The sequence below is a fragment of the Enterobacter cloacae complex sp. 382A5 genome, from assembly GCF_050031095.1.
GTDB classification, from domain to species: domain Bacteria; phylum Pseudomonadota; class Gammaproteobacteria; order Enterobacterales; family Enterobacteriaceae; genus Enterobacter; species Enterobacter cloacae.
On the sequence record NZ_JBLGVK010000001.1, the window covers coordinates 1,615,076 to 1,627,620 of the forward strand.

Annotated in this window: 13 protein-coding genes and 1 tRNA gene; 6 read left to right on the forward strand and 8 right to left on the reverse strand. The window is 55.2% G+C overall.

Going from position 1 to position 12,545, the window contains the following annotated elements; translation table 11 throughout:
* Window positions 1-79 precede the first annotated feature (79 nt).
* A complete protein-coding gene (locus tag ACQG2G_RS07545) occupies window positions 80-706 on the forward strand; it encodes a TfoX/Sxy family DNA transformation protein (RefSeq protein WP_013097255.1) in 627 nt (208 codons plus the stop codon).
* Here the strand turns inward: ACQG2G_RS07545 and yccS are convergent.
* Window positions 663-2,825: a YccS family putative transporter gene (gene yccS, locus ACQG2G_RS07550; protein WP_061771555.1), complete on the reverse strand. Its 2,163-nt coding sequence runs from the start codon at window positions 2,823-2,825 to the stop codon at window positions 663-665. The two genes, ACQG2G_RS07545 and yccS, sit on opposite strands and share 44 nt — an antisense overlap.
* A gap of 19 nt (window positions 2,826-2,844) precedes the next feature.
* Window positions 2,845-3,291, reverse strand: coding sequence for a YccF domain-containing protein (locus ACQG2G_RS07555; RefSeq protein WP_013097253.1), 447 nt, complete (start codon window positions 3,289-3,291; stop codon window positions 2,845-2,847).
* A gap of 122 nt (window positions 3,292-3,413) precedes the next feature.
* Here ACQG2G_RS07555 and helD point away from each other — a divergent pair, with 122 nt between their 5' ends.
* Window positions 3,414-5,468 (forward strand): DNA helicase IV, encoded by a 2,055-nt coding sequence (gene helD / locus ACQG2G_RS07560; protein ID WP_038985577.1) that lies wholly within the window; start codon window positions 3,414-3,416, stop codon window positions 5,466-5,468.
* Window positions 5,469-5,551: 83 nt separating this feature from the next.
* Here the strand turns inward: helD and mgsA are convergent, their stop codons facing one another.
* Both mgsA and csgI read right to left on the reverse strand, forming a co-directional pair.
* Window positions 5,552-6,010 (reverse strand): methylglyoxal synthase, encoded by a 459-nt coding sequence (mgsA, locus tag ACQG2G_RS07565; protein WP_013097251.1) that lies wholly within the window; start codon window positions 6,008-6,010, stop codon window positions 5,552-5,554.
* Between the two features lie 80 nt (window positions 6,011-6,090).
* Window positions 6,091-6,753 carry a curli synthesis inhibitor gene (gene csgI, locus ACQG2G_RS07570; RefSeq protein ID WP_061771554.1) on the reverse strand — a complete coding sequence of 221 codons (663 nt, stop codon included), beginning with the start codon at window positions 6,751-6,753 and terminating at the stop codon, window positions 6,091-6,093.
* Window positions 6,754-6,924: 171 nt separating this feature from the next.
* Between csgI and ACQG2G_RS07575 the strand changes: the two genes are divergently transcribed.
* A complete protein-coding gene (locus tag ACQG2G_RS07575; protein ID WP_020689684.1) occupies window positions 6,925-7,341 on the forward strand; it encodes a CoA-binding protein in 417 nt (138 codons plus the stop codon).
* Window positions 7,342-7,374: 33 nt separating this feature from the next.
* On the opposite strand, the gene hspQ is transcribed toward ACQG2G_RS07575, so the two are convergent.
* Both hspQ and rlmI read right to left on the reverse strand, forming a co-directional pair.
* Complete coding sequence (gene hspQ, locus ACQG2G_RS07580) at window positions 7,375-7,692, reverse strand: heat shock protein HspQ (protein ID WP_013097248.1); 318 nt, start codon at window positions 7,690-7,692, stop codon at window positions 7,375-7,377.
* A 60-nt stretch (window positions 7,693-7,752) separates the two neighbouring features.
* Window positions 7,753-8,943, reverse strand: coding sequence for a 23S rRNA (cytosine(1962)-C(5))-methyltransferase RlmI (gene rlmI, locus ACQG2G_RS07585; protein WP_013097247.1), 1,191 nt, complete (start codon window positions 8,941-8,943; stop codon window positions 7,753-7,755).
* A 92-nt stretch (window positions 8,944-9,035) separates the two neighbouring features.
* Here rlmI and yccX point away from each other — a divergent pair, with 92 nt between their 5' ends.
* A complete protein-coding gene (gene yccX, locus ACQG2G_RS07590; RefSeq protein ID WP_013097246.1) occupies window positions 9,036-9,317 on the forward strand; it encodes an acylphosphatase in 282 nt (93 codons plus the stop codon).
* Here the strand turns inward: yccX and tusE are convergent.
* Complete coding sequence (gene tusE, locus ACQG2G_RS07595; protein WP_013097245.1) at window positions 9,314-9,643, reverse strand: sulfurtransferase TusE; 330 nt, start codon at window positions 9,641-9,643, stop codon at window positions 9,314-9,316. The two genes, yccX and tusE, sit on opposite strands and share 4 nt — an antisense overlap.
* Window positions 9,644-9,730: 87 nt before the next feature.
* Window positions 9,731-10,390: an FtsH protease modulator YccA gene (gene yccA / locus ACQG2G_RS07600; protein WP_013097244.1), complete on the reverse strand. Its 660-nt coding sequence runs from the start codon at window positions 10,388-10,390 to the stop codon at window positions 9,731-9,733.
* 269 nt (window positions 10,391-10,659) lie between these two features.
* Here yccA and ACQG2G_RS07605 point away from each other — a divergent pair, with 269 nt between their 5' ends.
* Together ACQG2G_RS07605 and ACQG2G_RS07610 are read left to right on the forward strand one after the other, a co-directional pair.
* On the forward strand, window positions 10,660-12,288 hold the full coding sequence (locus ACQG2G_RS07605; protein ID WP_348595881.1) for an ABC transporter substrate-binding protein: 1,629 nt from the start codon (window positions 10,660-10,662) through the stop codon (window positions 12,286-12,288).
* Window positions 12,289-12,431: 143 nt separating this feature from the next.
* Window positions 12,432-12,519 (forward strand) — tRNA-Ser (locus ACQG2G_RS07610).
* The last annotated feature ends 26 nt before the right edge of the window (window positions 12,520-12,545 follow it).

The window sequence follows — 12,545 nt, forward strand, 5'->3', positions numbered from 1 at the left end:
ATAAGTTGCCTATTTTCCTGTTAACGGATCCGTTAGTAAGAAATGTCGTCGTTAATATCTGATTTTTAATGGAAATATCATGAAAAAGATATCTTATGAACGGATTTATAAATCCCAGGAATACCTCTCTCCATTAGGAGAAATTCATCATCGTGCGCTTTTTGGTGGCTATACCCTGGCCGTCGATGAGGCGGTGTTTGCCATGGTGTCAGACGGTGAGCTTTACCTTCGCGCCTGTGAGGAAAGTGCGAAGTACTGTGTAAAAAACGGATCCTCCTTTTTGACCTTAATGAAACGCGGCCGGCCGATCCTTCTCAACTATTATCGTGTGGATGACGGTCTCTGGCAGGACAGGGAGCGGCTGCTTCAGCTTTCCTCTTACGCGCTTAATGCCGCGCGTAAAGAGCGCATACAACGCTACCAGCGAAACCGGCTTAAGGATCTGCCCAACCTGACTTTTCAGCTGGAAGTCCTGCTCTGTGAAGCCGGGATTACCAACGAAGATACCCTCCGGTCGCTGGGAGCCAGAACGAGCTGGCTAAAGCTGCGGGCAAAAAATAAAGCGCTCAGTATCAAAGTACTGTTTGCCCTGGAAGGGGCGATTGAGGGCCTGCATGAAGCGGCACTCCCGGCGGAAATTCGCCGGGAGCTGACGGAGTGGTTTAATGCGCTGCCTGAGCCACAGGAGAATCGCTCCTCCAGGTAGCGATTTGCTGTTGCAGTCGGCAAATTTCTGGCAGCAGAGCGATAAGCAGACCAATCTGCTGGAGAACCAGCGGCGCTTTGCTGTCGTTTCCTGGGTCAAGATGCGCAATCCGTTGAGCCAGTTCATCCAGCGCCTGCTGGACACGCGGTTGATCGGCTGGGCGGTGATGTAGCGCATCATCGACATAGCAGACAGCATCATCCAGCAAGGCAAGGATGCCCGGGTTTGTCAGTTTTTCGCGGTGGGCACCGAGCGTTGAGATATAGCTGGTGAAGGTATGGTTCAGGCACAGCAGGCGGAAAGCCGTTTCACGAATTTCTGCCGTGGCGCGCGGCTCCGTTGACATATTAGAGACTACAGAAGCCAGTTCAGCATCGCTGTTATGCGCATCACGTCGGGCAATGCGGTAAGCCAGACGGTTATCGCGTCCCTGGTGGTACTGTTCAAGAATGGCATCCAGATAGCGGCAGTTGGCATTCATCGCCCTGTCCAGGACGCGCGGCAAATTACGAAAACGCCAGTCGGGCCAGATAAAACTCACTGCCGCCCAGGCGATGGCACAGCCGAGCAGCGTATCGATCACGCGGGGCAGGGCGACTTCAAACCCTTCGCCCAGCAGATTAAAGCAGAGTAGCACCAGCAGGGTGATGAACATCGTCGCGTGGGCGTACTGCACATTACGAAAGGCGAAGAACAGCACCCCGGTGATTACGATGAGGATCAGCTGGCCTTCCACCGAGGGCACAAAATAGAGCACCGGTAGCCCGATTGCGACCCCCACCAGCGTGCCGATAATACGCAGCGCCAGGCGGTGTCGGGTGGCGTTATAGTTCGGCTGGCAGACGAACAGGCTGGTCAGCAGGATCCAGTACCCGTGGTGTAAACCGGTTACCTGGATAAAGGCGTAACCCACGCACAGCACCAGCGACATGCGTACCGCATGGCGAAACAGGGCGGATTCCGGCGTAAAGTTTCGGCTTAGCCGGAGCCACATATCGCTAAAACTGTGCACGCTGTCATCCGCGAGCTGACTGTCCGCCTCATTGCCCGGCAGCGCCATGGCCTGTTCAGATTCAATCGTTGCCAGCTGAGCATCAATCGCCCGCAGGTTATTGAGCAAAAATCCCAACGCTTTAATGTGCTCCGGCGACGTTCCGCTGGCTCGCACGCGGTCAATTGCCGCATCAAGATGGCTGAACACGCGTTCAAAGCGTGGATCGTGTTGATAAGGCGTGCGCAGCAGAATGGAGCGCGCCAGCTGCTGGCACGCCTGGGACTGCATGGAAAGCAGACGCTGGAAGCGGAACATAACGTCGCTGTAGCGAAACTTCTCGCGCAGGGCCGCATACTGAACATGAGACGAGCTGGCGCGTTCATGAATATCCTGAGCGGCAAAGTAATAGTGCAGCGTTCTGCGCGTCCCTCGCTGGCCACGGTCGCCGCGAAGCCGGGTAAGCAGCGACGCTTTTGTCTGGTTAAGCGTGGCGACAAGCTGGCCGTTCGCCAGAGCCAGATCGTAGAGCGGAGCCTGGCTCTCCTCTTCGATATCCGGGTCAAACAGCCGGGATTTGAGCTCAAGATAGTGGGCCAACTGCTCGTAACTGCGGGCAAGGTTATCCTGCAGAGGACGAACCGGGAAGATCAGATGGCCGGTTAACGTCAGCAGGTTATACCAGATGGCCCCCAGCAACAGCAGTACAGGCTGCTGATACCATTGGTCGTAAAGTGACACCCCCAGCATGGTGTAGATGGCAATCAGCAGGGCGCCAAACGCGATGGTGGCATAGCGCTGCCCCAGCCCACCCAGCAAAATAAACCCGCTGGTGGAAAGCGTAAGGCCTAAAGCAAACAGCCACGGCCACGGGAACAGCAACTCCACGGACGCGGAGGCAATAAAAAAGCAGACAAGGGTGATGACCAGGTTGCGCAGACGCCCGGCAAGGCGATCGTCGAGATCCGCCAGCGCTCCCGCAACCACCCCCAGCGTGAGCGGAATGGTGAGCTTGACATCGTTCAGCCACCACGGCAGCGCAACCGTGCCGCAAAGTGCGATAAAAATCCTGACGTTATAGAGCCAGGAGCTGTTCCAGGTGTAACGGCGAAGCAGTGGGCTTAGCATAGACGCGGCCAGTCCTTAATCACTGAAAACGACGACGTGCATTCGCTTCACGCGCCGCCTGGGCCACTTCGACCGGAACTACCCTGCGCCCGACAGGCCACAGAGCGATGGCGGCGATCTTAAAGTTCGCGATCCCCACCGGAATACCAATGATTGTGATGCACTGCGCAATACCGGCAAAAATATGCATTACGCACAGCCACCAGCCGAAGAAAATCAGCCACAGAATGTTCAGCACGGTTCCGCCCGTGTTCATCAGCGCGCTTTTATTCTCCGGGTTCAGTTCGTCAACGTGAACCGCTTCATTCCCGTAAGGGATAAAGGAGAGTTTGGTGATTTCCCAGCAGGAGCGGGTCAGGGGAAGCGTAAAAATCAGGACGATGCTCACTAGGGTGGCAAAAAGCCAGGAAAGGGTGGTGGCAAAACCGCCCAGCACAAAATTCAACACATTCAGAACGGTACGCATAAACCCTCACTTCCTTTCGATAAAATTAACGCCCAATGATTGTAACGTTTTTTTAGGCTGGAGCACCTTAAAACTGGCAGTTAAACTATCAGGCAATCATCTCTTCGTGGATCCGGCTGGATATGGAACTGAAAGCAACTTCAATGGGCAAACGCCTGGCGCAACACCCTTACGACAAGGTTGTCCTCCTCAACGCGGGAGTAAAGGTCTCCGGTGAACGCCACGAATACCTCATTCCGTTCAATCAACTCCTGGCCATCCACTGCAAACGCGGGCTGGTATGGGGCGAACTGGAGTTTGTGCTCCCTGCAGATAAAGTCGTACGTCTTCACGGTACGGAGTGGGGCGAAACCCAGCGTTTTCATCATCATCTGAACCAGCTCTGGCAGCAGTGGAGTCACGATATGAGCGTGATAGCCGCACAGGTCCTGCAGCAGGTGCTGAGTGATATCGCGCAGAGTAATGCCCAACAAACGTGGCTGACCCGTCAGCAGACCGCCGGTCTGCAGCAAAAAATCAGGCAGGCGCTGACGGCGCTGCCGTTACCGGTGACGCGTCTCAATGAGTTTGATAATTGCCGTGACGCCTGGCGACAGTGTCAGGCCTGGCTGAGCGACGCAGACAAGAGCCGGCTGGCGCATAACCAGGCGTGGACTGACGAAATGCTCACCCGCTATGCCGATTTCTTCAGTACGGTGGAGTCGTCGCCGCTGAATCCTGCCCAGGCTCGCGCCGTGGTTAACGGCGAACAATCGCTGCTGGTGCTCGCGGGGGCCGGGAGCGGCAAAACGTCCGTACTGGTCGCGCGGGCGGGGTGGTTGCTGACAACGGGCGAGGCCGTCGCCGATCAGATCCTGCTGCTGGCGTTTGGTCGCAAGGCGGCGCAGGAGATGGACGAACGCATTCAGGAGCGTTTGCACACCCGGGATATTACCGCCCGAACCTTCCATGCCCTTGCCCTGCACATCATTCAGCAGGGCAGCAAAAAAGTCCCTTCCATCAGTAAACTGGAAAACGACACCCAGGCGCGTCAGGCCCTGTTTATTAAGGCGTGGCGGCAGCAGTGCAGCGAGAAAAAAGCGCAGGCGAAAGGGTGGCGACAATGGCTGGAAGACGAGCTCAACTGGGACGTGCCGGAAGGCAGTTTCTGGCAGGATGAAAAGCTGGCGCGACGGCTTGGCTCGCGTCTCGACCGCTGGGTGAGCCTGATGCGCATGCACGGTGGAACGCAGGCTGAGATGATTGAGAGTGCGCCGGAGGACATCCGCGCGCTTTTTTCAAAGCGGGTCAAACTGATGGCGCCGCTGCTGAAAGCCTGGAAAACGGCGCTGAAGGAGGAAAACGCCGTCGACTTCTCAGGCCTGATCCATCAGGCCATCATCATTCTGGAGAAGGGACGCTTTGTCAGCCCGTGGAAACATATTCTGGTTGATGAGTTCCAGGATATCTCTCCGCAGCGTGCCGCGCTGCTTTCGGCGTTACGGGCGCAAAATAAACATACCTCTCTGTTTGCCGTAGGGGATGACTGGCAGGCCATCTACCGCTTTAGCGGCGCGCAGCTTTCACTGACCACCGCGTTCCATCACTATTTTGGCGAAGGCGATCGCAGCGATCTGGATACTACCTACCGCTTTAACTCCCGAATTGGCGAAATTGCGAACCGCTTTATTCAGCAGAACCCCCATCAGCTGGCCAAGCCGCTTAATAGCCTGAGGGCGGGAGATAAAAAAGCCGTAACCCTGCTGGCGGAAGACCAGCTTGAGCCGCTGCTGGACAAACTCAGCGGCTACGCAAAGCCAGATGAACGTATTCTGGTACTGGCGCGTTATCACCATCTAAAACCTGCGGCGCTGGAGAAGGCGGCGACTCGCTGGCCGAAGCTGCAGCTTGATTTTATGACCATCCACGCAAGCAAAGGCCAGCAGGCCGATTACGTCATTGTGGTCGGGCTGAAAGAGGGGAGCGATGGGTTCCCGGCCCCTGCCCGTGAGTCGGTGATGGAAGAAGCATTACTGCCGGTACCGGAGGATTTCCCGGATGCCGAAGAGCGGCGTTTGCTGTACGTGGCGATCACCCGCGCGCGTCATCGCGTGTGGCTGCTGTTCAACAAAGAGGAGCCGTCAGTATTTGTCGATATTCTGAAGAGTATTGATGTGCCGGTGGCGCGCAAGCCGTAGCGGGATTGCCGGGTGGTGGCTTCGCCTGACCCGGCCGACAAAACTCGTTGGCCCGTGCAAGCGTAGCGCCGCCGGGCATAACGCTACTTCAGTCTCTCGGAAAGATAACGCTGATAATCCGGGATGAGAATTTCAACCGGCGAGTTGAACTGCGGTGATTCAATGATGAAATCCGCCGTCGACAGGTTTGTCGCCACCGGAATATTCCAGACGGTGGCAAGACGCAGCAGCGCTTTCACGTCCGGGTCATGCGGAACCGCATTCAGCGGATCCCAGAAGAAGATCAGAACATCAATTTTCCCCTCAGAAATCTGTGCGCCCACCTGCTGATCGCCACCCATCGGGCCGCTCAGCATGGCGTTCACCTCCAGACCCGTTTCGCGGTGGATAAGGTTACCGGTGGTGCCCGTCGCCGAGAGGGCGTGCTTTTCCAGCAAGGACTGATGGCGACGAACCCAGTTAAGCAGCATTTGTTTACAGTGATCGTGCGCAACCAGCGCAATGTGCTTGCGTGCCGGTAATGTGCGTGTTGTCAGTTCCATAATCATATCCATCAGGTTAACTGGCTACACGATGACGGGAACCGCCTGATGCTGCAAGAGAAAGGCGAAAAAAATGTGGCTTACGACGAAGGTTGTTGCTTCACCCACTGTAAAAAGCGGGCTCGCGTGTCGGGATCGGCCTGCTGAAACCAAAATTTCAGGCGTTGTTCTGTCAGCGTCTGGGATTGAGGGGGGATCACATCCAGCTCTGAGACGCCGGACAGCAGTGTACTGTCGTCAGCCATCATGGAGGCAAACCGGGGCAGCGAGGCGCGCTTACCCGCTTTGTTATAGGCTTGCGTTGCGGCCTCATAATCTGTGCCCGTCGATGACGACGTCAGCGCCAGAATATCCAGCTTCACCGGGATCGGGGTGGCATCGCCATCCACCAGTTCCACACGCGGCGAGGCGTCAAACGTCGCCGACTCTTTTTCTGTTTCCAGACGCGGCAACGTAAAGTTCACCTGGCTTACCTGCTGGGTGTTAAAGCTCATAATCAGCGGAGGAGAGAGGTACGTTCGTTGTTCATGATTAGCAAGGCGGATGGTTTTTTCCACCCGGAACACCACCTGATGAGGGCCGTTATCCAGTTCGATGCTGTCGGCACCGCGTAATAACGAACTGGAGACTTTTTTCCCGTTCAGCACCAGCAGGTCAATGTCAGAAGAAAGCCGCAGCGTGGTTGCAAAAACGCAAACCGGCATCACTAACGCAATCACAGCAGTGGCAAGGCCGGCTTTCATAGGGGCTCCTGTTTACGTTCGCTTACCGCGATAATGTATCTAAATTTGTCGATAATCATGTTTACTAACATATAGACATATTCTGGCCTTTTGCTCTCATACATCTGTATGGGATGGATGGTTGAGATGTGCGCTTTGACATACACTTGTTAAAAAGCCAGGAGGAAAAGCATGAAAGAGAATGATATTGCCGAGATTTTGACGTCCACACGCACCATTGCGCTGGTGGGGGCGAGCGATAAACCGGATCGTCCAAGCTATCGGGTAATGAAGTACCTTCTCGATCAGGGCTACCATGTTATCCCTGTGTCACCAAAAGTGGCCGGTAAGACCTTGCTGGGCCAGCCAGGATACGCCACGCTAAACGACGTACCGGAAAAGGTGGATATGGTGGATGTGTTCCGTAATTCCGAGGCTGCATGGGGCGTGGCGCAGGAGGCCATTGCCATCGGTGCGAAAACGCTGTGGATGCAGTTAGGCGTTATTAACGAACAGGCTGCGGTGCTGGCGCGCGAGGCGGGGCTGAAGGTAGTGATGGACCGCTGTCCGGCGATTGAAATCCCCCGGCTGGGGCTGACAAAGTCATAAAAAAAAGCCCGTTATCGGGCTTTTTTTACACGCTTAGTTCCGCAGGCGCGGAGCCTGTAACTGTTTGCGGATAGTCTGAGCCAGTTCATCCATCGTGGGTTGCTCCGGATGCTCATCCTGCAATTCACTGCTTAGCTGCGCCTCAGCAAGATAAGTATGGACGGGTTGTCCATCATCACCTTCCATCACCACATGGTACCAGGGTGCGGCGCGAAGCTCTGCGTTCACCGCCAGCTCATCCGCCGACGGTTCATCAAGGGAATACTCCGGGTCGATATCCACGACCACACCCAAATACCCGAGCAAAGTGTGGCGGACCTGCTGGCCGATACCGAATTTGCTGGCAATCATAGTCACCTCCCGGGAAACACTACTTACACTCTATGTGCGGGCAATATTTCTCTTTTCAAGTTACATGACGCGACAGGCAAACCCTTTCAGATACAGCCCTTCCGGGTAGGTAGCGATCACCGGGTGATCGGCTGCCTGACGGAACTGCTCTATAAATTGTACATCACGACCAGCATCTATTGCGGCATCGGCGATGATTTTCTGAAATAAATCTGTGGTCATCAGTCCAGAGCAGGAGAAGGTGAGCAGCACGCCGCCTGGGTTCAACAGCTGAATGGCCAGCATGTTGATATCTTTATAGCCGCGGCAGGCACCCATCAGCTGGCTTTTGTTCTCCACAAACTTGGGCGGATCCATCACGATAACGTCAAACTTCTCACCCTGATCGCGATATTTACGCAGCAGTTTGAAGACGTCGTCGCGAATGAATTCGGCTTTGCTCAGATCCAGCTTGTTCAGCTCGACGTTCTGTTTTGCCACATCCAGCGCTTCCTGAGACGTATCCACGCTCACCACCTGCGCGCAGCCGCCCATTAAAGCCGATACCGCAAAGCCGCCGGTGTAAGAGAAGCAGTTGAGCACGCGTTTGTCGGCAACGTACTGACGCGTGGCCAGACGGCTGTCACGCTGGTCGAGGTAATAGCCCGTTTTATGACCACCCTGAATATCCACCAGCAGCTTCATGCCGTGTTCTTCGATAGGCAGCAGGGCAGGCGGCAGTTCGCCGGTCACCGGACCCTGGGTCAGTTCCATTCCCTCTTTTTTACGCACAGCCACATCGCTGCGGTCATAGATGGCGCACTCCGGGAACAGAGACTGCAGGGCGCTTATCAGCGCGGCGCGCTGGTATTCCGCCCCAGCGCTCAGTAACTGCAGGACCAGGAAGTTACCGAAGCGGTCAATGGTCACGCCCGGCAGACCGTCGGACTCTCCGGCAATCAGGCGGTAGCTGTCCAGACCATCGCGTTTGGCCAGCCAGTCGCGCCACTGCTGCGCCTGCTGCAAACGACGCACGAAGAAGTCGATATCGATGGTTTCATCTTTGTCGAAGGTCCAGACGCGCGCGCGGATCTGGGAGGCTGGCGAGTAGGCGCCTCGTGCTAACCATTTCCCCTGATGGTCAACAATATCAATGGTTTCACCGAGGCTGGCTTTACCTTCCATACGGGCAACCGCGCCGGAAAAGACCCAGGGATGACGGCGCAGTAATGACTTCTCGCGCCCTTTGGCCAACACTAAACGTACACTCATAATTTGCTATTCTGTCGATTCAAGAAAATGGCCGCCATTTTCCCGAGTTCGCCGGGGAAATGCAACGCGCCAGACGGATAAGGAGAAGGAAGATGTCAAAAGTCTGCACTATCGCCTGGGTTCACGGCGTCGTTCAGGGCGTGGGCTTCCGCTACAGCACGCAGCGCGAGGCCGTTCAGCTTGGGCTAACGGGATATGCGCGAAACATGGATGATGGCAGCGTTGAGGTGGTCGCCTGTGGCGAGGCAGAGCAGGTTGAAAAACTGCTGGCGTGGCTGAAAGCGGGTGGGCCGCGCAGTGCCCGGGTTGATAAGGTCTTAACCGAACCGCATCAACCCGGCCGGGAATACATGAACTTCGGTATTCGCTACTAAATGCATTTCACCGGTTTAGGCAGGCCGGCAATTTTGGTGGCCTGTTTGGCCGGGCCTTTCGGGAACAGACGATACAGATAGCGGCTGTTGCCTTTCTCTTCACCGAATTTATTGGCCATGGCTTTAACCAGCATCCGGATAGCCGGAGAGGTATTGAATTCGAGATAGAACTCGCGCACAAAGCGCACCACTTCCCAGTGCTCAGGGGAGAGCGCGATCGCCTCTTTTTCTGCAATCACTTCCGCCAGCGCCTCGCTCCACTGGTGGCTGTCTTTCAGATAACCGTCGTTATCGGTTTCGATCTCTTTACCTTCAAAGCTCAACATAGTTATTCACGCATCAGTCAAAAACCGCCGCAGTGTACCAAAAAACAAAGCCCCGCATAAGCGGGGCTCGGTACACAACACTCTGGCTTAATCCCGGCTGGCGAAGCCCAGGATGCTCAGCAGGCTGACGAAGATGTTGTACAGCGACACATACAGGCTCACGGTGGCGCGGATGTAGTTGGTCTCACCGCCGTGAATGATGTTGCTGGTTTCATACAGGATCGCGCCGGATGACAGCAGGATAAACACCGCGCTAATCGCCAGGTGCAGGGCAGGGAGCTGCAGGAAGATGTTAGCCACCATACCAATCAGCACCACCACGATACCTGCCATCAGCATACCGCCGAGGAAGGACATGTCCTTGCGGGTTGTTAGCACGTAGGCGGAGCAGCAGAAGAACACCAGCGCGGTGCCGCCCAGCGCCATACCGATCACATCACCCATGCCGGCAGACAGGTATGCGTTCAGGATTGGCCCCAGGATATAACCCAGGAAGCCGGTAAAGGCGAACGCGGAAAGAATACCGACCGGTTTGTCAGCGGTTTTGTAGGTCAGGAACATCAGACCGTACATCCCCACCAGCGTCAGGATCAGCCCCGGAGACGGCAGCATCAGCACGGTGCTGGCGGTGGCGGTGATCGCCGAAAACGCCAGCGTCAGGCTGAGCATAAAGTACGTATTGCGCAGCACCTTGTGGGTGCTGAGTAGCGATGTGCGGTCGCGTGAGGAAGTAATTATACGATCCATGAGTCACTCTCTTATGACAGATGTAATTAACGGAAAGAATAGGAAACGGCGCGCCAGTCTCAAAGTGGTTTTACCCATCTTTACTCAGCAGGTTAGCGCCAGAGCTGGTTATTTCTTCTGCAAAAAGACGTTTCATCAGTATGAACAGCGGTTTGGCTCAATTAATCAGATCAAGCTCTTATAGGTTACTGAAAAATATTGCCTTATTACCATAAGGCCGCTAAGAGTTATTTCCGGATCGTCACAAAACAGACAATAAGGCGAAGGAAATGAAACTACAAACACGCACTCACTTTACACTCTCTTTACTGGCGGCCGGGATCCTGTGTGCCAGCACGGCAACCTGGGCGGCTAACGTGCCGGCAGGAACGCAGCTGGCCGATAAGCAGGAACTGGTCAGGAATAACGGAAGTGAACCCGCTTCGCTCGACCCGCATAAAGTCGAAAGCGACGTCGAATTCAATATTATCAGCGATTTATTCGACGGGCTGGTCAGTGTCTCCCCGGCGGGTGAAATCCAGCCACGGCTGGCGGAAAAATGGGAGAACAAGGACAACAAAGTCTGGACGTTCCATCTGCGTCCGGGCATAACCTGGAGCGACGGTACCGCCATCACCGCGGAAGATATCGTCTGGAGCTGGCAGCGACTGGTTGACCCAAAAACCGCCTCACCGTATGCCAGTTATCCCGGAAGCATGCTTATCGTCAACGGCACTGAAATCGCCGAAGGCAAAAAAGCGCCCGATACGCTGGGCGTGAAAGCCATCAATGACACCACGCTGGAAGTCACGCTTTCGCAGCCGAATGCTGCTTTCCTGGCGATGCTGGCACACCCGTCTCTGGTGCCGATAGATAAAGTCCTGGTGGGGCGTTTCGGCGATAAGTGGACCAAGCCCGAGCACATCGTCAGCAGCGGCGCCTATAAGCTGTCCTCATGGGTGGTTAACGAACGCATTGTGGCGGAGCGTAACCCGCGCTACTGGGATAATGCCCATACTGTGATCAACAAGGTGACATATTTGCCTATCACCTCCGAGGCGGCTGATGTGAACCGCTATAAAGCGGGAGAAATCGATATTGTCTACACGGTGCCAGTCAACCAGTTCGCCCAGCTTAAGAAAACGCTGGGCAGTCAGCTGGATGTCTCTCCGCAGCTTGCCACCTACTATTACGAATTCAACACCGCCCGCCCGCCGTTCAACGATGCGCGCGTGCGTAAGGCGCTCAATATGGCGCTCGATAAAGACATCATCGCAGATAAAGTGATGGGGCAGGGACAGCGTCCGGCGTGGCTTATCAGCCAGCCGGACATTGGTGGCGTTAAGTTACAGAACCCGGATTACGCCAGCTGGCCGCGGGACAAGCGTATTGCCGAGGCGAAAAAACTGCTCGAAGAGGCCGGGTATAACGCCAGCCATCCACTGAGTTTTAATCTGCTGTATAACACCTCTGAAACGCACCAGCGTATCGCGATTGCTGCCAGCTCAATGTGGAAGAAAAATCTGGGCGTCGAGGCGAAGCTGCAGAACCAGGAGTGGAAAACCATGCTCGATACCATGCACACCCATAACTTTGACGCGGTGCGCTACGCCTGGATTGCCGATTACGATGACGCCTCCACATTCCTGAATAACTTCCGTACCGGGGATAGCCAAAACACCACGCAGTACAGCAATCCTGAGTACGATCAAGCGCTGGTGAATGCGGCGAAGTCGAAAATCGCACAAGAGCGCGGTAAGTTTTATCAACAGGCAGAGGATTTGCTGGGGCGTGATGTGCCGGCGATCCCTGTCTATCACTACGTTCGTACGCACCTGGTGAAGCCGTGGGTGGGGGGATTCACGCCGGATAAGCTCGGGTACTACTATACGAAAGATATGTACATCAAAAAACACTAAGACAATCGCTGGATATTATGCTGGCAAAATGGCCAATATGTTGTCTATTCAACCGATTAAACGTAATTTGGCTATTTTTAAAGCGAACGAATGCGCGTGCTCTTTACAGCCTGCGGTGAGGTGTTTATAGTTCGCCTCACTTAGGAAGCGTGGCCGAGCGGTTGAAGGCACCGGTCTTGAAAACCGGCGACCCGAAAGGGTTCTAGAGTTCGAATCTCTACGCTTCCGCCAAATTCGAAAACCCTGCGATAGCAATA